Source organism: Comamonas sp. JUb58, assembly GCF_004364775.1.
In the GTDB taxonomy this organism is placed as follows: Bacteria; Pseudomonadota; Gammaproteobacteria; order Burkholderiales; family Burkholderiaceae_C; genus Comamonas.
Genome location: NZ_SOAL01000001.1, coordinates 417,216 through 439,060, shown reverse-complemented (window position 1 = coordinate 439,060; position 21,845 = coordinate 417,216). Strand labels below are relative to the sequence as shown.

Genomic DNA, 21,845 nt, shown 5'->3' with positions numbered 1-21,845 from the left:
AAGTCGCATCAATCGACTTTGCGCCTGAACACGAAATGGTCTTCAGTCGAGGCCTCGGGCGTGAAGGCGTAGCCCGCAGTGCTGAACTTCTTCAAGGCCGCCGGCGTCTTGGTCTGGTGCTCGATCGCGTAGCGCGCCATCATGCCCCGCGCCTTCTTGGCAAAGAAGCTGATGATCTTGTACTGGCCGTTCTTGTAGTCTTCAAAACTGCAGTCGATGACCCTGGCGCGCAGCACCTTGCGGTCCACCGATTTGAAGTACTCCTGCGAGGCCAGGTTGACGACGACGGGCTTGTCTTCGCTGGCCTGCTGCGCATTGAGGTAGTCGGCGATCTGCGTGCCCCAGAAATGGTAGAGGTTGCTGCCCTGCTCGGTGGCCAGGCGCGTGCCCATCTCCAGCCGGTAGGGCTGCATCAGATCGAGCGGGCGCAGCACGCCGTAGAGGCCGCTGAGCATGCACAGGTGGGACTGCGCCCAATCGAGCTGCTTGGCGCTCAGGGTAGGGGCCTGCAGGCCGTCGTAGACATCGCCATTGAAGGCCATGATGGCCTGGCGCGCGTTCTTGCTGCTGAACTTGGGCGACCAGGCCTCATAGCGGGCCACATTCAGTGCAGCGAGCTTGTCGCTGATGTCCATCAGGCTGGCGATCTGCTGCGGCGACTGGCTGCGCAGCACCGCGATCAAGGCCTTGGACTGGGGGATGAACTGGGGCTGCGTGCTGGCCAGGCCGGCGGGCAGCGGGGTTTCGTAGTCCAGAGATTTGGCGGGCGAGAGCAGAAACAGCATCAGGGGCTCCATCAATGAAACAGGCCGGATCGCTCCGGCCTGAGGGTTGCTGGGTCAGCAGTTTTTAAGCGGTTTCGCGCTCAAACGGCAGGACCAGGTCGGTCAGATCCTTGCGGGTCTCGACGAGGATCAGCGGGCCCTGGTCGATCTGCACCACGGGCTGGCGCTCACGCGGCACATGCAAGGGCTTGGGCTCGGCGGCGATGGCCGCTTGCACGGCAGCGATCTTGTCGGCATCGGAGTTGATCCATTGCAGGCCGGCGGTGCTGGCGATCTGGTGCAGTGCATCCAGCGGCAGGCTGTAGCTGGCAATCGCTGGCAGACCGGCCTTGGCAGGCTCGGCAACGACAGGCGCAGGGGCTGCAACCACGGGTGCTGCTGCGACAGGAGCGGCAGGTGCCACGGGAGCCACAGCGGCTACGGGTGCAGCTTCCTGAGCGACAACGGCTTGCTCGGCTTGTGCCACTGGGGCGGGAGCCGGTGCCACATCCGCCACGGCGGGCGCTGGGGCCTCTGCCGGTGCAGCTGCAGGCGCTGCGTTGAAGTAGCTGCGGCGTGGTGCCTCGTCGGCGTCTTGCGACACGGCAGGGGCGGCATCGGCGCCAAAGCCCGAGTCGGCGGCGGCGTTGTCGCCTTCCACTTGCTCGTCACGGCCATTGCGCTCGCGCTCACCACGGTTGCGGCGGTCGCGGCCATAGCGGTCACGCGAGCGGCGCTCACGGCGCTCTGGCGTTGCGCCGTCTGCATCAGCGGCTGGTGCGGCTTGGTTGCCGGTATCCAGGTCCAGCGATGGCAGGGAGGCGATCACCGCATCGGCGTTGATGGGGGCCGGTGCCACGGCGTTCAATGGCTGAGCGGCCTCGTCACCGTTGTTGCGGCGGTCCTGGCGGTCACCACGGTCGCGGCGGCCTTCACGCGGCTCGCGGGGAGCGCGCTCGGGGCGCGGTGCGCGTTCCTGGCGCTCGCCATTGGCGGCTGCGTTGTCACCGGCTTGTGGGTTCAGCGGGGCTTCGTCACGGCGGCTGCGCTCTTGGCGGTCACCGCGCTCACCACGGCGGTTGCGGCCTTCCTGGTCGCCACCACGGGGGCTGCGGCTACCGTCGGCCGCGCCGTTGTTGCCACGGCCATTGCGCTCAGTGCGCTGCTCGCCTTCGGCGCGCTCGCCACGGGCGGGGCGGTTTCCATCCTTGCGCTCACCACGGTCGCCGCGCTCTGCACGGTCACCACGGCCGCCACGGTTGTTGGCGTTGCGGCCATCGCGGTTTTCACGGCGGGCGTCGGCGGCCGGTGCGGCTGCTGGTGCAGGCACGGGAGCCGGTGCGGGCTCAGGGGCCATGCCGAAGAAGCGCTTGAGCCAGGCGAAGAAGCCCTTTTGCGGTGCGGCCACCGGTGCAGCAGCGGGCGCTGCGGCAGGGGCGCCTGCCGGCTTGCCGTTTTGCGGATTGGCGGTGCGGGCAGCGGGTGCAGGGCGTGGCTCGGCAATCGGCGCCGGTGCATCGGGCAGTACGCCCTTGATGACCGGGGTCTGCTTGTTGGTCGGCTCTTGCGAGCGGCGGGTAAAGCCCAGGCTTTCCTCTTCGGGGTCGGCCAGCTTGTAGCTCGCTTCCATCGAGTCCAGACGGGGATCGTCGTGCTTCATGCGCTCGAGCTTGTAGTGCGGGGTCTCCAGCGCCTTGTTGGGCACCATGGTGACGGATACGCGCTGCTTGAGCTCGATCTTCTGGATTTCGGTACGCTTTTCGTTGAGCAGGAAGGAGGCGACTTCGACAGGCACCTGGCAGTTCACGGCTGCCGTGTTGTCCTTCATCGACTCTTCCTGGATGATGCGCAGGATCTGCAGTGCCGAGCTTTCCGCATCGCGGATGTGGCCGGAGCCACCGCAGCGTGGGCAGTTGATGTGGGCACCTTCGCTCAGCGCAGGCTTGAGGCGCTGGCGGCTCATTTCCATCAGGCCGAACTTGCTGATGGTGCCGAACTGTACGCGGGCACGGTCCTGGCGCAGCGCGTCACGCAGACGGCTTTCCACATCGCGGCGGTTCTTCGACTCTTCCATGTCGATGAAGTCGATCACGATCAGGCCGCCCAGGTCGCGCAGGCGCATCTGGCGGGCCACTTCGTCGGCCGCTTCCAGGTTGGTGCGGGTGGCGGTTTCCTCGATGTCGCCGCCCTTGATGGCGCGGGCCGAGTTCACGTCGATGGAGACCAGCGCTTCGGTGTGGTCGATCACGATGGCGCCGCCCGATGGCAGGGTCACGGTGCGGGAGTAGGCCGACTCGATCTGGTGCTCGATCTGGAAGCGGCTGAACAGCGGCGCGTCATCGCGGTAGCGCTTGACGCGGGCAGCGTGCTCAGGCATCACATGGGCCATGAACTGCTGGGCTTGTTCATAAATGTCATCGGTGTCGATCAGGATGTCGCCGATGTCATTGTGGAAATAGTCGCGGATTGCGCGGATCACCAGGCTCGATTCCTGGTAGATCAGGAAGGCACCCTTGCCCGACTTGGCAGCACCGTCGATGGCGCCCCAGAGCTTGAGCAGGTAGTTCAAGTCCCATTGCAGTTCGGGTGCGCTGCGGCCAATGCCGGCGGTGCGCGCAATGATGGACATGCCCTTGGGGTAGTCCAGCTGGTCCATCGCCTCCTTGAGCTCGGCGCGCTCGTCGCCTTCGATGCGGCGCGAGACACCACCACCACGGGGGTTGTTGGGCATCAGCACCACATAGCGGCCGGCCAGCGAGATGAAGGTGGTCAGGGCCGCGCCCTTGTTGCCACGTTCTTCCTTTTCGACCTGAACGATCAGCTCCTGGCCTTCCTTGATCACATCATTGATGCGGGCCTGGCTGGGGGAGACGCCTTCGGCGAAATACTGCTTGGAGATTTCCTTGAAGGGCAGAAAGCCGTGGCGGTCTTCGCCGTAGTCGACAAAGCAGGCTTCCAAAGAGGGTTCGACCCGGGTAACAACGGCTTTGTAGATATTGCCTTTGCGTTGTTCGCGGCCTTCGATTTCAATTTCGTAGTCCAGCAGCTTTTGGCCATCGACAATGGCGAGGCGGCGCTCTTCAGCTTGCGTGGCGTTGATCAGCATCCGTTTCATGATGCGCGTCCTTCGTAATGCGGGACAGGCTGCCTTTGTCAGTCAGGCACCTGTCTCCAATCCCAACAATAAACAGGCTCTTACTGGAGCCACAGATGCCGGGACAGACGCAGAGAAACGAAAGAATTCACAGAGCGTGTCATGTTTGCTGGTAATACTTATGTCAGCACAGGGGATCTAGGCACGCGGGAGAGGGCATGTAAATACCCGGCCAGCCAGCGCTGGGCTGCCTCCGGCTGGGATATCTGCCCTGAGAACATGCGCACAGCGGGCACGGCAAGACGCACTGGCGCACAGCTGCTGCTGTGCCAGAGAGTTGCCATCCAAGCCCACAAAATCAACATGTTTGGTGTGAAGACGATCAGCTGAGCGGGGCCTGGTTGCAGGCCTTTGCGACAGCTGTCGCCAAAAATCTGTTTTTTCGTTGTTTCAATGTGTCTGTCCGCCTGATTCACTTGGCGTCCCCTGCGCAATCTTTTGGTATGCAGGTGGGGCGGCAAGGCGATCAGCCAGACATCGACCGGCCTGTGCGGGTACTGGTGGGTGAATTAAACTGCTCACCGGTAAACCAATAACTCTATCGCGCAGGTGAAACATATTATAGGGGGCAAACCGGGCGAGCCCCGTAGTCCACAAGCACCCCCAGTGGCTGTAAGGCTGGTCGAGGTCCACCCCGACGACGCAGGCCAGCGCCTGGACAATTTTCTGATGCGCCACCTCAAAGGCGTACCCAAGACCCATATCTACCGCATCATCCGCCAGGGTGAAGTCCGTATCAACAAGGGCCGCACGACAGCGGACACTCGCGTACAACCGGGCGATGTGGTGCGGATTCCGCCGGTGCGCGTGGCTGCCAAACCCGACGAAGCCGAGCGCGCGGTGCCAGCTAGGGAGTTTCCCTTGTTGCTCGATGACGATGTCATGCTGGCGATCAACAAACCCGCCGGCGTGGCGGTGCACGGCGGCTCGGGCGTCAGCTTTGGCGTGATCGAGCAGCTGCGCCGCGCCCACCCGGATGCCCGCTTTCTGGAGCTGGTGCACCGGCTGGACCGCGAAACCTCGGGCATCTTGCTGGTGGCCAAGAAGCGTTCGGCCCTGACCCATCTGCAGGACCAGTTCCGCGAACGCGAGACGGGTAAGACCTACCTGGCCCTGGTGATCGGCGAATGGCCGGCCAACAAGAAGGTGATCGACACGCCGCTGCGCAAATACCTGCTGCCCGATGGCGAGCGCCGCGTGCGCGCCACCACGGCCGACGACCCCGAGGGCATGCGCTCGGTCTCGCTGGTCAAGGTGCAAAAAGTGTTTGCCGCTCGCCACCAGCTGGGCCTGCCGGCGATGAGCCTGCTGGAGGTGACGATCAAGACCGGCCGCACCCACCAGATCCGCGTGCACCTGGCCAGCAGTGGCCATGCGATCGCCGGCGATGAGAAATATGGCGACTTCGACCTGAACAAGCGCCTGGCCAAGCATGGCCTCAAGCGCATGTTCCTGCACGCCTGGCGCCTGCAGTTCAACCACCCGCAGACGGCAGAGCGCGTACAGCTGGGTGCCGAGCTGCCTGCGGAGCTGGCGGATTTTGTGGCGGCGGCTTCGGCGGCCGAATAGACAGGGCGCCTGTTTTGGCACCCAGGCGCTAAAAACGCTTGGGACGTCTGTCTTCAGGATAGGGATGGCTTAGTCCGCCCGGCTAGCGGGTAGACCGCTTCCATCTGGTCGGCGATCTGGAAGTGCTCGAACAGCGGAGTGTCTTCCTGATAGTACTGAACCCTGTCTGCATGCTCGGGCATTACCAGTGCCATGAACCGTTGGGCTTGTTCATACAGGGCCTCGCAGTCGATCAGGATGGCGGCGAAATCTTCTTGAAAATAGTCGCGGATCGTGCGGCTTACCAAGTTGGACTCCTGGTAGATCAGGTATGCCTCCTGGTTGTACTGCGCGGCGCGTTCAATGGCTTCCCAGAGTTTGAGCAGGTAATCCAGATCTCTTTGCAGCTCGGTGGCGCTGTGGCCCTGGGCGGCATGGCGTGCAGCAATCGCCATGCCTGGGGGATAAGCCAGCTGGCTCGGCAAATCTGGTAGTCGCGCCTGCGCAGGGCTTCCCGCGTATCGAGACAGGCCATTGCCATACTGACTGGGTGCCAGTACCAGATAGCGACCGGAGAGCGTAATCGCGGTGCTGAGGACGGCTGCTTGGGCTTCCCGCTGTTCTTCAATCAACTGAACCATCAGCGCATCCCCTTCGTTGACCGCTGGCGGGTTGTACAGCTGGCCGGGGGAAAAGCCTTCATCGCTGCACTGCTTGCTGATGTCTTTGAGAGGCAGCATTCCATCGCAGTCTTCGCCGTAATACACCATGCATACCCCCAGGGCGCGGTCGATGCGGCTGATGATGCCTTGGTAAATATTGCCTTTACGCAGCTCTTCGCCCTCTATTTCGATCTCGCAATCCAGCAGTTGCTGGCCGTCCACGATGGCGAGGCGTCGCACATCGGCGTGTGTGTCATTGATCAGAATGCGTTTCATGGTGCGATGGGTGTGGGATGTGTAAAACCTGCTTTGTCGGCTAGGCACGCGGTCAATTCACCATGCTAATCAAGCTGTTGCTGCGGGAGTGTGCGCCTTTGAACGGGTTTGAAACGAAAATTCAAAGCCCATGTCGCGCTGTCTCGAAGAGCGTAGGCCCTTGTAGCCTGCTGCGGGCGGCTTGCGTTTAGGTACATATAAAGTAGGCCGGTGTCGGTTCGTGGCGACAGGCAAGGGACACATGCCTTTTGGCTGCGCGGGTTTGCTGGGACGCTATCCACCAAACGGCAGCCCTGCGTAAACCCTGGGGGCTGAACTAAAATGCCTGCCGTTAAACCAACGACCCTGCCGAGCCCCTCGGGCTCAGCTGCGCTCACCAGATTCGGGTGCGTTTACCCCATAGCGAGCATGCCCATGCCGCTAGTGGCCGATGGATGAAATTTGTGACCGATATAGAAAGAGCACCCCATGGCGCGCCAATTTGACCTGATTGCCTTTGACTGGGATGGCACCCTGTTTGACTCGACCGCAGCGATTGCGCTGTCGATCCAGGATGCGGTGCGGGATGTGGGCGGTACGGTGCCCAGCCTGGTGGAGGCAAAGTATGTGATCGGCATGAGCCTGCACAGCGCGCTGCGCCATGCGGCGCCCGATGTGCCGGAGGACAAGATGGTGGAACTGACCAACCGCTACCGCCTGCATTTCCTCAAGCGCCAGGAGCAGGTGACCTTGTTTGAGGGCGTGTTGGAACTGCTGGACCAACTGACGGCCAGCGGCCACCTGCTGGCCATTGCCACCGGCAAGAACCGCCGTGGGCTGGACCGGGTGCTGGATACCACCTTGCTCAAGGGGCGCTTCCAGGCAACGCGCACCTCGGACGAGACGGCTGGCAAGCCCCATCCGCTGATGCTGCAGGAGTTGATGGCCGAGCTGGATGTGGCGCCCGAGCGCGTATTGATGGTGGGTGACACCACGCATGATCTGCAAATGGCCGTCAATGCGGGCTGCCCAAGCGTGGGGGTGAGCTATGGCGCCCACCACCATGAGGGTTTTGAGGCCTTCAAGCCCCTGTATGTGGCCCATACCGTTGCTGAACTGCAACAGTGGATGGCGGATCATGCCTAGCTATGGTGCAATCACTGTCTGTATGTACAGTCAGATGAACCTCGGTGAACAGGTGCGGTGATGGCGGAAGTACCGGCGCAGATGATTGCCTTGTGCCAGAGCGATGCGCTGCTGCACGGTGGGCGCGCGGTGGCCTTTGATGTGGTCTATGCCGGCCAGACCTGCCAGGCCTTTGCCATCCGCTACCACGAGGGAGTCCACGCCTACTTGAACCGCTGCACCCATGTGGCGATGGAGATGGACTACCAGCCGGGGCGTTTTTTCGACGACACAGGTAACTGGTTGCTCTGCGCCACCCATGGTGCAGCCTATGTGCCCGATACTGGAGCCTGTGCCGGCGGTCCCTGTCGTGGCGGTTTGGTCAAGGTTGCGCTGAGTGAGAGTGATGGCGTGGTCTATTGGCACACGGATAACCGTCTACAACCTCTTGATTTTTAAGATGAACCCCATGGACAACAATCCTCAGCAGAATCCGCCGCCGGCGCCCGACCTGTGGGGGCAGCCGGCCGCTGCGGGGCCTGCCGCCGCTGGAGCCAGCCCGGGCTGGGAACGCTCGGTGCTGGAGCGCCTGGCCTTTGACACGCTCAAGGAGCAGCGCGCCGCGCGGCGCTGGAAGATCTTCTTCCGCCTGGTCTGGCTGGGCCTGGTGATCGCCTTTGTGAGCTACCTGTTTGGCTCGGACGGCACAGCGACCAAGACCTCGACCGAGCACACCGCCGTGGTGGAGCTCAAGGGCGAGATCGCCTCGGGCGCCGATGCCAGTGCCGAATATGTGATTGCCGCACTGCGCACCGCTTTCGAGGACGATGGCGCCAAGGCCGTGGTGCTGCTGATCAACTCGCCCGGTGGCAGCCCCGTGCAGGCCGGCATGATCAATGACGAGATCGTGCGACTCAAGGCCCAGTACAAGAAGCCGATGTATGCGGTGGTCGAGGAGTCCTGTGCTTCTGCGGCTTACTACATCGCCTCTGCCGCTGACAGCATCTATGTCGACAAGGCCAGCATCGTTGGCAGCATCGGCGTGCTGATGGACGGTTTTGGCTTTACCGGCACGATGGACAAGCTGGGCGTGGAGCGCCGCTTGCTCACCGCTGGCGCGAACAAGGGCATGCTGGACCCATTCAGCCCCATGAACGACAAGCAAAAGGCCTATGCGCAGCAGATGCTGAGCCAGATTCACCAGCAGTTCATCCAGGTGGTGCGTCAGGGTCGGGGTGACCGTCTGAAGGAAACCGATGACACCTTCAGCGGCCTGTTCTGGACCGGCCAGGAGGCCGTGAAGCTGGGCTTGGCCGATGGCCTGGGCAGCCTGGACCAGGTGGCCCGCGATGTGGTGGGTGCGGAAGAGGTGGTGGATTACACCCGCCGCGAGAATGTGGCCGAGCGCTTTGCCAAGCGCTTTGGAGCCTCGGTCGGTGCGGGTGCGGTTGGTACCTTGCGCTCGATGTCGCTACTGCCCAGCGTGCGCTGACAGTCTGCAAGGCTTGAATGACAAAGCGGTGCCTGGGCACCGCTTTTTTCATGGGCGCAGCCGCATGGGCTGCAGCGACTAACGAGGGTCAGCGGCCAATGGCAAACACCATCGGGGTGCGGTTGTCCAGGCTGGTGTTGAGCGGCTTCCACTGCTTGACCAGGCGGCTTTGGGTGTTGGCGCTCTCCAAGGTCAGTCCGCTGGAGATGGACAGGCGCGTATTGGGCTGCAGGGTTTGCAGCAGCGCGCCCAGCAGCGCCTGGTTGCGGTAAGGCGTCTCGATGAAGATCTGAGTCTGGCCCTGGCGCAGCGCCAGCTGCTCCAGCTCGCGCAGGCGGGCGCTGCGGTCGGCGGCATCGCTGGGCACATAACCCACAAACGCAAAGTTCTGGCCATTGAGGCCACTGGCGGCCAGTGCCAGCAACAGCGAGGTGGGGCCGACCAGCGGCACCACATCAATGCCTGCATCATGGGCGGCGCGCACCGCCGAGCTGCCAGGGTCGGCAATCGCGGGCATGCCCGCCTCGCTGACCAGGCCCACATCATGGCCTTGCAGTGCGGCGGCAATCAGGCTGCTGCCATCGCTGCTGGCGGTGGTCTGTGGGTTGTGGTCGCCTTTTTTATGGGCTTCGCGCGGCAGCTCGGCAATGTTTTGCTGCTGCAGTGGCAGGGCCAGGGGCGCCACGGCATCCACCCGCTTGAGAAAGGCGCGGCAGCTTTTGGCGTTCTCGCAGACCCAGTGGGTGATGCGGGCAGCGGCCTGCACGGTGTGCAGTGGCAGTACATCGGTCAGCGGCGCCTCGGTAGCGCAGCCAAAATCGAGTGGGGTGGGGACCAGAAACAAGCGTCCCTTTGTGACTTGTTGGTTCATGGCAACACCAATCCGGCAGCGCGCAGCAAACGGGCTGTGCGGATCAAGGGCAGGCCGATCAAGGCGGTGGGGTCGTCGCTTTCGATGGCGTCGAGCAGGGTTATGCCCAGGCCTTCGCTCTTGGCGCTGCCGGCGCAGTCATAAGGGGTTTCGGCAAGCAGGTAGCGTTCGATTTCTGCGTCATCAAGCGGGCGGAACACGGTGCGCACCACGGCGGTATCGGCCTGCGCAAAGCCGCTGGCCTTGCAGACCACGGCCACGGCGGTGTGGAACTGCATGCTTTGTCCGCTCATTGCGCGCAGCTGTGCCACGGCTTTGTCATGCACCATCGGCTTGCCCAGCGGCTGACCGTGCAGGTCGGCCACTTGGTCGGAGCCGATCACGATCGCATCAGGGTACTGGGCGGCCACCGCATGGGCCTTGGCCAGCGCCAGGCGCAGCGCCAGCGCGGCGGGGCTTTCGCCGGGCTGTGGGGTTTCGTCCACATCGGGCGAGGCCGTCTCGAAGGGCAGGCGGAAGCGCGACAGAAGCTCTCGCCGGTAGCGGGAGGTGGAGCCCAGTACAAGGGCGCGGGGCATCAGGGATTCAGACATGCCCAGATTCTCTTACACTGGCGCGCATGACAAAGGAATTTTCAGTCAATCGCCTTGAGATCAAGGCTTTTGCCCACCAAAACGCGGCGCTGGAAGGCGAGGTGCCCCTGGGGCAACTGGCCCGCTTGCTGGCCGAAGACCAGCGCGGCGAGGCCGCTGCTGCCGAGCCCGTGCGCTGGGTGCTGGATGGTGAATGGGTGGAATCGACAGGCGGCCCAGGCCAGGCCTGGCTGCACCTGCATGCCGAAACCCAGGTGCAGCTGCAGTGCCAGCGCTGCATGCGCCCGGTGGATGTGGCAGTGGAAAGCAGCCGCTCCTTCCGCTTTGTAAAGGATGAGGCCACGGCGGCCGCGCTGGATGACGAGAGCGAAGAAGATGTGCTGGTGCTGGCGCCCCAGATCGATGCACTGGAGTTGATCGAGGACGAGCTGCTGATGGCCTTGCCCATGGTGCCCATGCACGAGGTCTGCCCGGTGGATGTGAAGCTGGAGTCCGCCACCCAGGATTTTGACGACCGCCCTGCGGAAAAAGCCAATCCCTTCGCGGCGCTGGCATCGCTGCGCATCGATAAAAACCAATCCTAGTGTGGGTGGCTTGAAGCCTGCTTGCGATCTTTGCTATAATTTGAGGCTTCGCGCGAATCCCTCGTGTCTTTAATGGGCTAGTCGCGTAAATTTAGGGCATGCGTTTGTGATTGCGCAGGCCATGTCACCAACCCTTTCAAGACTCAGGAGCCATCATGGCTGTTCAACAAAACAAGAAATCCCCTTCCAAGCGCGGCATGCACCGTTCGCACAACGCACTGAACGTGCCTGGCATCGCTGTGGAACCCACCACCGGTGAAACCCACATGCGCCACCACATCAGCCCCAACGGTTTCTACCGTGGCCGCCAAGTGCTGAAGAACAAGTCGGAAGCCTAAGCCATAGCTGTATAAAAAAGGCCCGCAGCTACATAGTAGCGCGGGCCTTTTTTATTTCTTGCCAGAAAGCGGCGCGGGGCGCGGCGGACTGGAACTCGGTGCGAACAACGTCAAAGAATTACCGAACGAATGATCACACTGGCCGTGGATTGCATGGGTGGGGACGCAGGTATCCGTGTCACGCTACCCGCATGCAAGAAGTTTTTGGATAGCCACCCTGATGCCCATCTGTTGATGGTCGGGCAGGCTGAGGCATTGCAGTCTTTTCAGCACGAGCGTGCCACCATCGTGCATGCAAGCGAAGTGGTCACTATGGATGACCCGGTGGAAGTGGCCCTGCGCAAGAAGAAGGATTCTTCGATGCGGGTGGCCATCAGCCAGGTGAAGACGGGTGCCGCACTGGCAGCCGTGTCGGCGGGCAATACCGGGGCTTTGATGGCCATTGCCCGTTATGTGCTCAAGACGCTGGACGGCATTGACCGCCCGGCTATCGCCACCCAGCTTCCCCACGCCAAGGGCGGCGCCACGACGGTGCTGGACCTGGGCGCCAATGTGGACTGCAGTGCAGAGCATCTGCTGCAGTTCGCCGTCATGGGCTCTGCCTTGGTCAGCGCCCTGGAAAACACCGAAAACCCCACCGTCGGCCTGCTCAATATTGGCGAAGAAGCCATCAAGGGCAGCGAGGTCATTAAGCGTGCCGGCGAGCTGCTGCGCACGGCGGGACAGTCGGGTTATCTCAATTTTTACGGCAATGTCGAAGGCAATGACATCTTCAAGGGCACGGTGGATATCGTGACCTGTGATGGCTTTGTCGGCAATGTCGCGCTCAAGGCCAGCGAAGGCGTGGCCAGCATGATCAGCAACGGGCTCAAGCAAGAGTTCAAACGCAACCTGCTCACCAAGATCGCCGCAGTGATCGCTTACCCGGTGCTGGCGCGCTTGATGAAGCGGGTGGACCACCGCCGCTACAATGGGGCTGCATTGCTCGGATTGCGCGGCCTGGTTTTCAAAAGCCATGGCTCGGCCGACGCGGTGGCGTATGAGCATGCCTTGCGGCGCGCCTATGATGCCGCCCGCAATGATTTGCTGGGGCGCGTGCAGACCAAGATTCAGACGGCAGCGCCCCTGCTGATGTCGGCAGACAGCACTGCTGCTGCCAAAACCGTGACGTCTCCTACCTGAATTCGATGAGTATTTATTCCCGCATTATCGGCACTGGCAGCTACCTGCCGCCACGTCGTGTCACCAATGATGAGTTGGCCGCTGAAATGGCCACGCGCGGTCTGGAAACCTCCGACGAGTGGATTGTGGAGCGCACTGGTATCAAGGCGCGCCATTTTGCAGCGCCTGATGTTGTGGCCAGCGATCTGGCGCTGGAGGCCTCGAAGAATGCCCTCCAGGCCGCCAATATCCAAGCCAGCGATATTGATCTGATCATCGTCGCGACCTCGACGCCGGACATGGTGTTCCCGTCGACCGCCGCCATCCTGCAGAACAAGCTGGGCATTGCCAATGGCTGCCCGGTGTTTGACATGCAGGCGGTATGCAGCGGCTTCGTCTATGCACTGACGGTGGCGGACTCGATGATCAAGTCCGGCAGTGCCAAGCGTGTGCTGGTGGTGGGTGCCGAGGTATTCAGCCGCATTCTGGACTTCAATGACCGCACCACCTGTGTGCTGTTTGGCGATGGCGCCGGCGCCGTGGTGCTGGAAGCCTCTGACAAGCCGGGCATTCTGGCGACCGAGCTGCATGCCGATGGCAGCCATGTTGACATTCTGTGCGTGCCGGGCAATGTCTCGGGCGGTCTGGTGATTGGCTCGCCGCTGCTGCGCATGGATGGCCAGGCCGTGTTCAAGCTCGCCGTCGGTGTGCTGGACAAGGCTGCACGCGCTGCACTCGAAAAAGCCAAGATGCAGGAAGCCGATATCGATTGGCTGATCCCGCACCAGGCCAACCTGCGCATCATGATGAGCACCGCGCGCAAGCTCAAGCTTGCACCTGAGAAAGTCGTCGTCACGGTGGACCAGCATGGCAACACCTCGGCGGCCTCGATCCCGCTGGCGCTGGACCATGCGGTGCGCAGCGGTCAGGTCAAGCCTGGGCAGAATGTGATGCTGGAAGGCGTGGGCGGTGGCTTCACCTGGGGTGCGGTGCTGCTGACGATGTAGCATGGCTCGGCGTTGCCGAGACCGCTGCCATCCGCCAATTGATAAAAACTGATTGAACCGAGACATGAGCGCTTTTGCATTTGTATTTCCGGGCCAAGGCTCGCAGTCCATGGGCATGCTCGATGCCTGGGGTGGCCACCCTGCCGTCGTTCAGGCGCTGCAGGAAGCCTCGGATGCGCTGGGTGAAGACCTGGGCGCGCTGATCCAGAACGGCCCCAAAGAAACGCTGGCACTGACCGCCAACACCCAGCCGGTGATGCTGGTCGCTGGTGTGGCCGCATGGCGTGTTTGGCAGGCCGAAGGCGGCGCCATGCCGATGGCCGTTGCCGGCCACTCGCTGGGCGAATATTCCGCACTGGTAGCTGCCGGTGTATTGACCTTGAGCCAGGCCGCGCCGCTGGTGCGCCTGCGTGGTGCCGCCATGCAAGAGGCCGTGCCTGTGGGTGCCGGCGCCATGGCGGCAGTGCTGGGCCTGGATGCCGACAAGGTCAAGGCCGTGTGCGCCCAGGTGACTGCCCAGCTGGGCGGCACTGAGGTCGTCGAGGCGGTGAACTTCAACGACCCCGGCCAGACGGTCATCGCCGGCTCCAAGGCCGCGGTGGAAGCGGCCAGCCTGGCCGTGAAGGAAGCAGGTGCCAAGCGCGCGCTGCCACTGCCGGTGTCGGCACCTTTCCATTCCAGCCTGATGAAGCCCGCCGCTGAAAAGCTCAAGCTGGCCCTGGCCGAGCTGCAACTGGCTGCGCCCCAGATTCCTGTGCTCAACAATATCGATGTGGCGATGCCTACCGATGCCGATGCCATCCGTGATGCGCTGTACCGCCAGGCCTTTGGCCCCGTGCGTTGGGTCGAGTGCGTGCAGCACCTGCGTGCGCTGGGCGCCACCCACCTGGTCGAATGCGGCCCGGGCAAGGTGCTGACCGGCATGACCAAGCGCATCGACCCTGAACTCGTCGGTGTGGCTCTGTACGACCCCGCCACTTTGCAAGAAACCAAAGAAGCCATCGCATGACTGAAACCACCTCAACAGCCAAAGTCGCCCTGGTTACCGGCGCATCGCGCGGTATTGGCGCAGCCATTGCCCAGGCGCTCGGCGCAGCCGGCTACCAGGTGATCGGCACGGCAACGACCGAAGACGGCGCAGCCAAGATCTCGCAAGCGCTGTCGGCCTTTGCCGGCTCGCGTGGCGTGGCCCTGGATGTGAACGATGGCGCTGCCGTCGAAGCGCTGATCGACAGCCTGGTCAAGACCCAAGGCGGCCTGCATGTGTTGGTCAACAACGCCGGTATCACCCGCGACACCCTGGCCATGCGCATGAAGGATGACGACTGGGACGCCGTGCTGGGCACCAATCTGAAGGCCGTGTTCGGCGCCAGCCGCGCTGCCATCCGCCCGATGATGAAGCAGCGTTTTGGCCGTATCATCAGCATCACCAGTGTGGTGGGCGCATCCGGCAATGCCGGTCAGGCCAACTACGCGGCCGCCAAGGCGGGTGTGGCAGGTATGACGCGCTCGCTGGCCAAGGAGCTGGGCAGCCGTGGCATCACGGTAAACTGCGTGGCGCCTGGTTTCATCGAGACCGATATGACGGCCCAGTTGCCCGAAGAACAGAAGAAAGCTCTGCAGTCGCAGATTGCCTTGGGCAAGCTGGGACAGCCGCAAGACATTGCCAACGCTGTGGTCTATTTGGCCTCAGACGGTGCCGGTTATGTGACCGGACAGGAGTTGCATGTCAATGGCGGCATGTATATGTAAATTTGACGAAAGTTGAATGCCGTTTCCTCGCGACGGCAAGTTGCACTCAGGTATTGCTGAAGCAGCTAGAATCGCGGGTTCATTCACAACCCCCAGAGGGAAACCATGAGCGATATCGAAGCACGTGTCAAGAAAATCATCGCCGAACAACTCGGCGTGGAAGAGTCTCAAGTAACGAACGAAAAGGCCTTTGTGGCCGACCTGGGCGCTGACTCGCTGGACACCGTGGAACTGGTGATGGCTTTGGAAGATGAGTTCGAAATCGAGATCCCTGACGAAGACGCAGAGAAGATCACGACGGTGCAGAACGCCATCGACTACGCCAACAGCCACCAAAAGGCTTAATTGATTGCGCATGCACTTGGCGCCCTTGTGGCGCAAGTGTCTTGCTGCGAATCTTCCGAGAGATCAACAAGAAAGTTGTAACGCATGAGTCGCCGTCGCGTCGTCGTGACTGGTCTGGGTTGCATCAGCCCCGTGGGTAACACGGTTGCTGAAGCCTGGTCCAACATTTTGGCCGGTCAATCCGGCATTGACCTCATTACCAAGTTCGACACCACTGATTTCAGCTGCAAGATTGCAGGTGAGGTGAAGGGTTTTGACCTTGAGTCCTATATGAGTGCCAAGGAAGCACGCACGATGGACTCCTTCATTCATTACGGTATTGCCGCTGCCCAAGAGGCAGTGAAAGACGCCGGCCTGCCTTTGGGCGAGGCGCTGGATGAAGAGCTCGCAACTCGTATTGGCTGTGTGATCGGTTCGGGTATCGGTGGTTTGCCACTGATCGAGAACACGCACGGTGAATATGAGCGCCGTGGTGCGCGCCGCATCACGCCTTTCTTTGTTCCCGCGTCCATTATCAATATGGTCGCAGGTCATGTATCGATGCGTTTTGGCTTCAAAGGCCCGAACCTGTCGGTGGTGACTGCTTGCACGACAGGTTTGCACTGCATTGGTGAAGCCGGTCGCATGATTGAGTACGGCGATGCCGACGTCATGATTGCAGGTGGTACCGAAGCCACTGTTTCTCCGTTGGGTGTGGGTGGGTTCGCAGCAATGCGCGCGCTGTCCACACGCAATGACGATCCCAAGGCGGCATCGCGCCCCTGGGACAAGGGCCGTGACGGCTTTGTGCTGGGTGAGGGCGCCGGTATTGTGGTGCTCGAAGAGTACGAGCACGCCAAGGCCCGTGGTGCCAAGATCTATGCCGAGTTGCTGGGTTATGGCATGAGCGCTGACGCCGGTCACATGACCGCGCCCAACATGGACGGCCCACGCCGCGCCATGCTGGCCGCTCTGCGCAATGCAGGCGTCAATGCCGACCAGGTGGACTACCTCAATGCCCACGGCACCTCCACGCCGCTGGGAGACCTCAACGAGACCAATGCCATCAAGGCGGCCATGGGTGACCATGCCAAGAAGCTGGTGGTCAGCTCGACCAAATCCATGACCGGCCATTTGCTGGGTGGTGCTGGCGGCCTGGAGAGCGTCTTTACCGTCATGGCATTGAAGGACCAGAAGATTCCCCCGACCATCAACTTGGTGGACCAGGATCCGGAATGCGATCTGGACTACTGCGCGAACACCGCGCGCGACGCCAAGCTGGAGATCGCTGTCAAGAACAACTTCGGTTTTGGCGGCACCAACGGCACCCTGGTGTTCAAACGGGTTTGATGGCGGTTGGCGCCCGGTGCGCCACAGCTCTCAAGCTTGGATAAGGCCTCTGTTACAGAGGCCTTTGTTGTTTTTGAGCCGCCTTGGTCAATGCGATGTTGAAGCTTCAACACGGGGTTTGCCCTGCGCGGTCATCGAGGGGTGCATTGCAGAATGGAGCGATGCCTTTTTCAATCGTCACCCAGCCATGCCCCACCATCGCCCAGCTGCCCTGATGGCGCTGCAGTCCTTTGCGCTGCCAAGTCCGATGCGCATCCGCCTGCTACTGGCCAGCTGGCTGGGCCTGGTCACGGTGCTATGCCTGGTCTGGATGCATGCATCCGCACCATCGGTGCTGCCACGCGCACTAGCGGTGCTGGTGTTGGCGCTGGCCATCGGGCTGGTTTGGCGCATGCCGCTGTGGCCGCAGGGAACTTGTTTGTGCTGTACCGGCTCTCAGTGGTGCCTTGGGCAAGGCCCGCTGGCGCTGGAGCAGCGCCAGGAGCTTGCGCAACTGGCCGTGCTGATGGATGGGCAATCGTGGATTTTGTTGCAGGCTAAAGGGCTGCAAAGCCCGGGTCGCAGTCAGTGGCTGCTGGTGGCGAAAGCCGCTAATCCAGAGCGTTGGCCGGATATTCGTCGGGTTTTATACTCGTCGCTTGCCGCTGAACCGCAGAACATCCATCAGGTGTAAGCCTACAGCTGAACAACCACAACAATAGCTGCAAGCTTGTAGCGCCAAGAGGGCCTCTTTTATGACGGGAACGCCAACGGCCAGTACCCCGAATGCAAATGACAGCGATCTGCACCTGGTGCAGCGCACGGTGGCAGGAGATCAAAAAGCCTATGGCCTGCTGGTGCTCAAATACCAGCGCCGCATTGAGCGCCTGATCGGGCGCATGGTGCGCGATGTGGATCTGGTGCCCGATCTGGCCCAGGAAACCTTTCTGCGCGCCTATCGCGCGCTGCCGCAGTTCCGTGGAGATGCGCAGTTCTACACCTGGCTGTACCGTATCGCCGTCAATACCGCCAAGAAGGCGATGGTGGAACTGATCCGCAATCCGGTGATGACGGAAAGTGCTTTGCGCGCAAAAGACGATGACGATGAAACTTATGCGCCCGGACGTGAACTAACCACGGATGAGACGCCAGAGACGGTGATCGCTGCCAAGGAAATTGCCCAGGCCGTGAACACCGCTATGGACGCGCTGCCCGAAGACCTGCGACAGGCTATCGTGCTGCGTGAGATTGAAGGCATGTCTTATGAAGACATTGCCGCTGCGATGGATTGTCCCATCGGTACCGTACGGTCGCGAATTTTCCGCGCCCGCGAGGCGATTTCCGCCAAGGTAAAGCCCATGCTTGAACGCCAGTCTGGCAAGCGTTGGTAGCTGATATGAGTGTGATGACTGGCTGCAAGGGCCTGGGGCCCGCTAGGAAAATGGCTATGAATCTCGAAAACCAAGCATCGAACAAGAGCACGCAGGCAGCCTGTGAGCAGCTGTCCGCCTGGGTCGATGGTGAACTGGACGACCGGGCGCTCAGCCAACTGCTGGCTGAACTGCCAGAGCTGGCCGACGACGAGGCCTGTTACGCCTCGCTGCAGTCCTACCAGGTCATTGGCGACCTGATGCGCTCGGCCCATGCGCCGTGCTCCGACAGCCTGGCCTTCCTGGATGCGCTGAATGCCAAGATTGCGCTGGAGCCGCCGCTGGTGGCCCAGGGCCAACCTGCGCCAGGCGCTGTTGCGGTGCCGGCCGTGGCTGCTGCCGCTGCGCAGACCATCAAGCCTGCCGCTGCCGCACAGGATGCCGCCAACCACTCGGTCTTCCGCTGGAAGATGGTGGCCGGCTTTGCCACCGTGGCGGCGGTGGCCATGGTGGGCTGGAACAGCATGGGGTTGCTCGCTGGCGGCAACGCACAGCAACAGGTGGCGAGCGCGGCAGCACCGCAAGTAGTGGCGTCTGCTGCCGCTAGCCACCCAGCCGCTGCTAATGCACAAGGTTTGATTGAGCAGCAAGTAACTGTGGGGCAGAACTCCACCATCATGCTGCGCGATCCGCGCCTTGATGAAGTGCTCGCCGCACGCGGCCAGATTGGCGTCACCGCCAATCTGCAGATGCCTGCTGGCTTCTTGCGCAATGCCACCTTTAATGCGGAAAAACGCAACAGTGGTTGCGCAGACAAGACTTCGCGCTTGTGCTGATCATCGGCTGAACTTGCCAAAATCACCTGCTTTTCAGAAAAACACCTGCCTTGCAGGTGTTTTTTTATGCCTTTCACCGATCAAGGCTTGAAACCTGTGTTTTGCTGCCTATCTGAAGGTGATGCACGCTTGGAACCTTGAGGCCTATTGCCCCTCCAATTGCGGCACGGCACCATTGCAAGGCGTTTGAATCGCTAAAAATGCGCTGCCGCCATATTGTCAAATTGAGGAGTGATATGTCTCTAAAGCGTTGGAAGCCTTTTCAGATCAGTGCACTGGCGGCCATTCTGTCCGTCAGCAGCGCGATGATGCTGCCGGCAGCAGCCCAGACCCCCGCACCTGCCGTGGTGCGTGGCCTGCCTGATTTCACCGACCTGGTTGACCAGGTGGGCCCATCGGTGGTCAACATCCGCACGATGGAAAAGGTCTCCAACCGCCAAAGCCAGAGCGGCCTGGATCCGGAGATGCTGGAGTTCTTCAAGCGCTTTGGCCTGCCGGTGCCCAGCGTTCCCAAACAGCAACGCCCACAGCGCCCCGGCGCCGATGGCGAAGAAGTGCCCAGCGGCCTGGGCTCGGGCTTCATCCTGACGGCTGACGGCTATGTGATGACCAATGCGCATGTGGTCGATGGCGCCGATGAAGTCATCGTGACCCTGACCGACAAGCGCGAGTTCAAGGCCAAGATCGTGGGCGCCGACAAGCGCACCGATGTGGCCGTGGTGAAGATCGATGCCACTGGCCTGCCTGCCGTCAAGATTGGCGATGTGAACCGCCTGCGTGTGGGCGAATGGGTGATGGCCATCGGCTCGCCCTTTGGCCTGGAGAACTCGGTGACCGCCGGCATTGTGTCGGCCAAGCAGCGCGACACCGGCGATTACCTGCCCTTTATCCAGACCGATGTTGCCATCAACCCTGGCAACTCGGGCGGCCCGCTGCTGAACATGCGTGGCGAGGTCGTGGGTATCAACAGCCAGATCTATTCGCGTTCGGGCGGCTTCATGGGCATCTCGTTCTCGATCCCGATCGATGAAGCGGTGCGCGTGAGCGACCAGCTGCGCGCCACCGGCCGCGTGGTGCGCGGCAAGATCGGCGTGCAAATCTCCACGGTGAACAAGGATGTCGCTGAATCCATCGGCTTGGGCAAGGCCCAGGGCGCGATGGTGACGGGTGTGGAAAGTGGTTCGCCTGCGGAGAAGGCGGGCGTGGAAGCGGGCGACATCATCACCAAGTTCGATGGCAAGCCATTGGAAAAGCTGGCGGATCTGCCGCGCTGGGTGGGTAACACCAAACCCGGTTCGAAGAGCACCGTTACTGTTTTCCGCCGTGGCAAGACCCTGGATCTGCCGATCACCATCATCGAGATTCCGTCGGATGCCAGCGCAGATGCTGCAGCGACCAGTAAAGAGCCGGAGAAGGCCAAGCCTTCCACCGCTGCCCAGCAGCTGGGCCTGGTGGTGACCGATCTGACCGATGCACAGCGCAAGTCCATGCACCTCAAGGGTGGCGTGCAGATCGTATCGGCCGATGAGGCAGCTGCCCGTGCCGGTCTGAAGCAAGGCGATGTGATCTTGGGCATTGCCAACACCGAGATCAACGACGTCAAGCAGTTCGACGCTGCGGTGGCCAAGGCCGACAAGTCCAAGCCCGTCAACGTGCTGTTCCGCCGGGGTGAGTGGACCCAATATGTGCTGATTCGCCCGACCAAGTAAACCGTCAGCGCACAGTCGCTGTACTGTTCACAAGCCGGCCTCCTTGATGGAGATCGGCTTTTTTCATGGGGCTGCGTAGATCTGCACAGGCGCCGCCCCAGCAACGAAAAAGCCTCAGAGCATTGCTGCTCTGAGGCTTTACGTTTGGTGCGGCTGGCAGGAATCGAACCCACGACCCCTTGGTTCGTAGCCAAGTACTCTATCCAGCTGAGCTACAGCCGCTAAGCCATCGATTATAGCACGCAAATTTTGATCATAGCCATCTTTTTTGGTATGCCGTCACCGGAGGGCGGGAGCGAGAGGCGCTTTCGGCATCCAGATCCGGACTTTTTCCCGGTTTGTGACACGCATAAGTCATAGTGGGCAGCCTGTAGTGCCGAGGACCACCGTAGTACATATTCACTAATTTTGGGGATTGACCGTTTGTAGGCGCAGTCCGATAGTAAGCAACATTGTTAATTTCTGTATATGGCTGCTGAAATGAGGTTGTGCAGGCGTCTGATTCTTGGGTGGTTGGTGGCTTTGGGCTGCGTGCTGCTGCATGCGCTGCCCGCTGCTGCAACGACCAGAGAGATGCCGGCGGACTACCACCTGCTGGGCTCGCAGCAAGGGTCGGCCGATAGCCAAGGGCCCTATGCAGGTCGGCTGGCTAGCACCTGGGCGCAAGGGGTGGCCTTGCCCAGCGCAGACCTGCATGCGGCAGGCAGCGCGCTCGCGCAAGACGACGACACGGTTTTCCACCGCGTGCGCCACAGCATGACTGCGGTGACCGAGCAGGCAGCAGGGGCCTTTTCCCGGCCTGCTCCCAAGCTGGGCGGGCTGATGCTGGTCTTGCTGACCGCGTTTGCACTGGTGCTGGGTTTCTTGAGCCTGCGCTGGCACCGCGAAACAGCGGAATGAGCTCGGAGGGCTGGTGCCAAGCCCAGCCATCTTCCCAATCATCAGAAAAACATCACTCCATAGAAATAGAT

The 21,845-nt window shown here is 61.7% G+C and carries 22 protein-coding genes and 1 tRNA gene; 17 read left to right on the top strand and 6 right to left on the bottom strand.

All coding sequences use genetic code 11. The features are described from left to right. Positions 1–8: 8 nt before the first annotated feature. Both yaaA and EDF71_RS01985 read right to left on the bottom strand, forming a co-directional pair. Positions 9–785, bottom strand: a complete 777-nt coding sequence (gene yaaA, locus EDF71_RS01990) for a peroxide stress protein YaaA (RefSeq protein WP_133854940.1) — start codon at positions 783–785, stop codon at positions 9–11. A gap of 64 nt (positions 786–849) precedes the next feature. After that, positions 850–3,879 carry an Rne/Rng family ribonuclease gene (locus EDF71_RS01985; protein ID WP_133854939.1) on the bottom strand — a complete coding sequence of 1,010 codons (3,030 nt, stop codon included), beginning with the start codon at positions 3,877–3,879 and terminating at the stop codon, positions 850–852. Positions 3,880–4,467: 588 nt separating this feature from the next. Here EDF71_RS01985 and EDF71_RS01980 point away from each other — a divergent pair. Continuing rightward, entirely contained in the window at positions 4,468–5,487 is a 1,020-nt protein-coding gene (locus EDF71_RS01980; RefSeq protein ID WP_133854938.1) for an RluA family pseudouridine synthase, read from the top strand. A 53-nt stretch (positions 5,488–5,540) separates the two neighbouring features. Here EDF71_RS01980 and EDF71_RS01975 read toward each other — a convergent pair whose 3' ends face one another. Then, positions 5,541–6,404 carry a ribonuclease E/G gene (locus EDF71_RS01975; RefSeq protein WP_133854937.1) on the bottom strand — a complete coding sequence of 288 codons (864 nt, stop codon included), beginning with the start codon at positions 6,402–6,404 and terminating at the stop codon, positions 5,541–5,543. A 468-nt stretch (positions 6,405–6,872) separates the two neighbouring features. Between EDF71_RS01975 and EDF71_RS01970 the strand changes: the two genes are divergently transcribed. Genes EDF71_RS01970 through EDF71_RS01960 form a run of 3 tightly spaced genes read left to right on the top strand, consistent with a single transcriptional unit; the run spans position 6,873 to position 9,000 of the window. Beyond that, on the top strand, positions 6,873–7,529 hold the full coding sequence (locus tag EDF71_RS01970) for an HAD-IA family hydrolase (RefSeq protein WP_133854936.1): 657 nt from the start codon (positions 6,873–6,875) through the stop codon (positions 7,527–7,529). Between the two features lie 60 nt (positions 7,530–7,589). Continuing rightward, the gene (locus EDF71_RS01965) at positions 7,590–7,967 is read left to right on the top strand and encodes a Rieske 2Fe-2S domain-containing protein (RefSeq protein WP_133854935.1); all 378 of its coding nucleotides are present in this window, start codon (positions 7,590–7,592) and stop codon (positions 7,965–7,967) included. A gap of 1 nt (position 7,968) precedes the next feature. After that, positions 7,969–9,000: a S49 family peptidase gene (locus EDF71_RS01960; protein ID WP_133854934.1), complete on the top strand. Its 1,032-nt coding sequence runs from the start codon at positions 7,969–7,971 to the stop codon at positions 8,998–9,000. Positions 9,001–9,088: 88 nt separating this feature from the next. On the opposite strand, the gene EDF71_RS01955 is transcribed toward EDF71_RS01960, so the two are convergent. Beyond that, entirely contained in the window at positions 9,089–9,871 is a 783-nt protein-coding gene (locus tag EDF71_RS01955; protein WP_133854933.1) for an SAM-dependent methyltransferase, read from the bottom strand. Next, positions 9,868–10,464 (bottom strand): Maf family nucleotide pyrophosphatase, encoded by a 597-nt coding sequence (locus EDF71_RS01950; protein ID WP_133854932.1) that lies wholly within the window; start codon positions 10,462–10,464, stop codon positions 9,868–9,870. The genes EDF71_RS01955 and EDF71_RS01950 overlap by 4 nt, the downstream gene beginning before the upstream one ends. 26 nt (positions 10,465–10,490) lie before the next feature. Here EDF71_RS01950 and EDF71_RS01945 point away from each other — a divergent pair, with 26 nt between their 5' ends. The 12 genes from EDF71_RS01945 to EDF71_RS01890 all read left to right on the top strand — a co-directional run bounded on the left by EDF71_RS01945 (position 10,491) and on the right by EDF71_RS01890 (position 20,874). After that, on the top strand, positions 10,491–11,048 hold the full coding sequence (locus EDF71_RS01945; RefSeq protein WP_133854931.1) for a YceD family protein: 558 nt from the start codon (positions 10,491–10,493) through the stop codon (positions 11,046–11,048). A gap of 155 nt (positions 11,049–11,203) precedes the next feature. Then, positions 11,204–11,386: a 50S ribosomal protein L32 gene (gene rpmF / locus EDF71_RS01940; RefSeq protein WP_021027949.1), complete on the top strand. Its 183-nt coding sequence runs from the start codon at positions 11,204–11,206 to the stop codon at positions 11,384–11,386. Between the two features lie 129 nt (positions 11,387–11,515). Beyond that, the gene (gene plsX, locus EDF71_RS01935) at positions 11,516–12,568 is read left to right on the top strand and encodes a phosphate acyltransferase PlsX (protein WP_133854930.1); all 1,053 of its coding nucleotides are present in this window, start codon (positions 11,516–11,518) and stop codon (positions 12,566–12,568) included. Between the two features lie 5 nt (positions 12,569–12,573). Further along, entirely contained in the window at positions 12,574–13,554 is a 981-nt protein-coding gene (locus EDF71_RS01930; RefSeq protein WP_133854929.1) for a beta-ketoacyl-ACP synthase III, read from the top strand. Between the two features lie 64 nt (positions 13,555–13,618). Next, entirely contained in the window at positions 13,619–14,563 is a 945-nt protein-coding gene (fabD, locus tag EDF71_RS01925) for an ACP S-malonyltransferase (protein WP_133854928.1), read from the top strand. Then, positions 14,560–15,306: a 3-oxoacyl-ACP reductase FabG gene (fabG, locus tag EDF71_RS01920; RefSeq protein WP_133854927.1), complete on the top strand. Its 747-nt coding sequence runs from the start codon at positions 14,560–14,562 to the stop codon at positions 15,304–15,306. The genes fabD and fabG overlap by 4 nt, the downstream gene beginning before the upstream one ends. 105 nt (positions 15,307–15,411) lie before the next feature. Continuing rightward, positions 15,412–15,651 (top strand): acyl carrier protein, encoded by a 240-nt coding sequence (gene acpP / locus EDF71_RS01915; protein ID WP_021027954.1) that lies wholly within the window; start codon positions 15,412–15,414, stop codon positions 15,649–15,651. A gap of 84 nt (positions 15,652–15,735) precedes the next feature. After that, positions 15,736–16,980, top strand: a complete 1,245-nt coding sequence (gene fabF / locus EDF71_RS01910; protein ID WP_133854926.1) for a beta-ketoacyl-ACP synthase II — start codon at positions 15,736–15,738, stop codon at positions 16,978–16,980. A 67-nt stretch (positions 16,981–17,047) separates the two neighbouring features. Beyond that, entirely contained in the window at positions 17,048–17,653 is a 606-nt protein-coding gene (locus EDF71_RS01905) for a hypothetical protein (RefSeq protein ID WP_133854925.1), read from the top strand. A 61-nt stretch (positions 17,654–17,714) separates the two neighbouring features. Beyond that, positions 17,715–18,350, top strand: a complete 636-nt coding sequence (rpoE, locus tag EDF71_RS01900; RefSeq protein ID WP_133854924.1) for an RNA polymerase sigma factor RpoE — start codon at positions 17,715–17,717, stop codon at positions 18,348–18,350. A gap of 56 nt (positions 18,351–18,406) precedes the next feature. Further along, the gene (locus tag EDF71_RS01895; RefSeq protein WP_133854923.1) at positions 18,407–19,165 is read left to right on the top strand and encodes a sigma-E factor negative regulatory protein; all 759 of its coding nucleotides are present in this window, start codon (positions 18,407–18,409) and stop codon (positions 19,163–19,165) included. Positions 19,166–19,470: 305 nt separating this feature from the next. Then, positions 19,471–20,874 carry a DegQ family serine endoprotease gene (locus tag EDF71_RS01890; RefSeq protein WP_243854135.1) on the top strand — a complete coding sequence of 468 codons (1,404 nt, stop codon included), beginning with the start codon at positions 19,471–19,473 and terminating at the stop codon, positions 20,872–20,874. A 145-nt stretch (positions 20,875–21,019) separates the two neighbouring features. On the opposite strand, the gene EDF71_RS01885 is transcribed toward EDF71_RS01890, so the two are convergent. Next, positions 21,020–21,096: transfer RNA gene (locus tag EDF71_RS01885), tRNA-Arg, on the bottom strand. 294 nt (positions 21,097–21,390) lie between these two features. On the opposite strand from EDF71_RS01885, the gene EDF71_RS01880 reads away from it, so the two are divergent. Next, positions 21,391–21,774 carry a hypothetical protein gene (locus EDF71_RS01880; protein WP_133854921.1) on the top strand — a complete coding sequence of 128 codons (384 nt, stop codon included), beginning with the start codon at positions 21,391–21,393 and terminating at the stop codon, positions 21,772–21,774. The last annotated feature ends 71 nt before the right edge of the window (positions 21,775–21,845 follow it).

Bases quoted from the DNA above. Each gene is read 5' to 3' on its own strand.
- fabF (WP_133854926.1), top strand. From the start codon at position 15,736: ATGAGTCGCCGTCGCGTCGTCGTGACTGGTCTGGGTTGCATCAGCCCC.
- fabD (WP_133854928.1), top strand. From the start codon at position 13,619: ATGAGCGCTTTTGCATTTGTATTTCCGGGCCAAGGCTCGCAGTCCATG.
- EDF71_RS01970 (WP_133854936.1), top strand. From the start codon at position 6,873: ATGGCGCGCCAATTTGACCTGATTGCCTTTGACTGGGATGGCACCCTG.
- rpoE (WP_133854924.1), top strand. From the start codon at position 17,715: ATGACGGGAACGCCAACGGCCAGTACCCCGAATGCAAATGACAGCGAT.
- yaaA (WP_133854940.1), bottom strand. From the start codon at position 785: ATGCTGTTTCTGCTCTCGCCCGCCAAATCTCTGGACTACGAAACCCCG.
- EDF71_RS01950 (WP_133854932.1), bottom strand. From the start codon at position 10,464: ATGTCTGAATCCCTGATGCCCCGCGCCCTTGTACTGGGCTCCACCTCC.
- EDF71_RS01890 (WP_243854135.1), top strand. From the start codon at position 19,471: ATGATGCTGCCGGCAGCAGCCCAGACCCCCGCACCTGCCGTGGTGCGT.
- rpmF (WP_021027949.1), top strand. From the start codon at position 11,204: ATGGCTGTTCAACAAAACAAGAAATCCCCTTCCAAGCGCGGCATGCAC.
- plsX (WP_133854930.1), top strand. From the start codon at position 11,516: ATGATCACACTGGCCGTGGATTGCATGGGTGGGGACGCAGGTATCCGT.
- EDF71_RS01945 (WP_133854931.1), top strand. From the start codon at position 10,491: ATGACAAAGGAATTTTCAGTCAATCGCCTTGAGATCAAGGCTTTTGCC.
- EDF71_RS01955 (WP_133854933.1), bottom strand. From the start codon at position 9,871: ATGAACCAACAAGTCACAAAGGGACGCTTGTTTCTGGTCCCCACCCCA.
- fabG (WP_133854927.1), top strand. From the start codon at position 14,560: ATGACTGAAACCACCTCAACAGCCAAAGTCGCCCTGGTTACCGGCGCA.
- EDF71_RS01975 (WP_133854937.1), bottom strand. From the start codon at position 6,404: ATGAAACGCATTCTGATCAATGACACACACGCCGATGTGCGACGCCTC.
- EDF71_RS01960 (WP_133854934.1), top strand. From the start codon at position 7,969: ATGAACCCCATGGACAACAATCCTCAGCAGAATCCGCCGCCGGCGCCC.
- EDF71_RS01895 (WP_133854923.1), top strand. From the start codon at position 18,407: ATGAATCTCGAAAACCAAGCATCGAACAAGAGCACGCAGGCAGCCTGT.
- EDF71_RS01965 (WP_133854935.1), top strand. From the start codon at position 7,590: ATGGCGGAAGTACCGGCGCAGATGATTGCCTTGTGCCAGAGCGATGCG.
- EDF71_RS01985 (WP_133854939.1), bottom strand. From the start codon at position 3,879: ATGAAACGGATGCTGATCAACGCCACGCAAGCTGAAGAGCGCCGCCTC.
- acpP (WP_021027954.1), top strand. From the start codon at position 15,412: ATGAGCGATATCGAAGCACGTGTCAAGAAAATCATCGCCGAACAACTC.
- EDF71_RS01930 (WP_133854929.1), top strand. From the start codon at position 12,574: ATGAGTATTTATTCCCGCATTATCGGCACTGGCAGCTACCTGCCGCCA.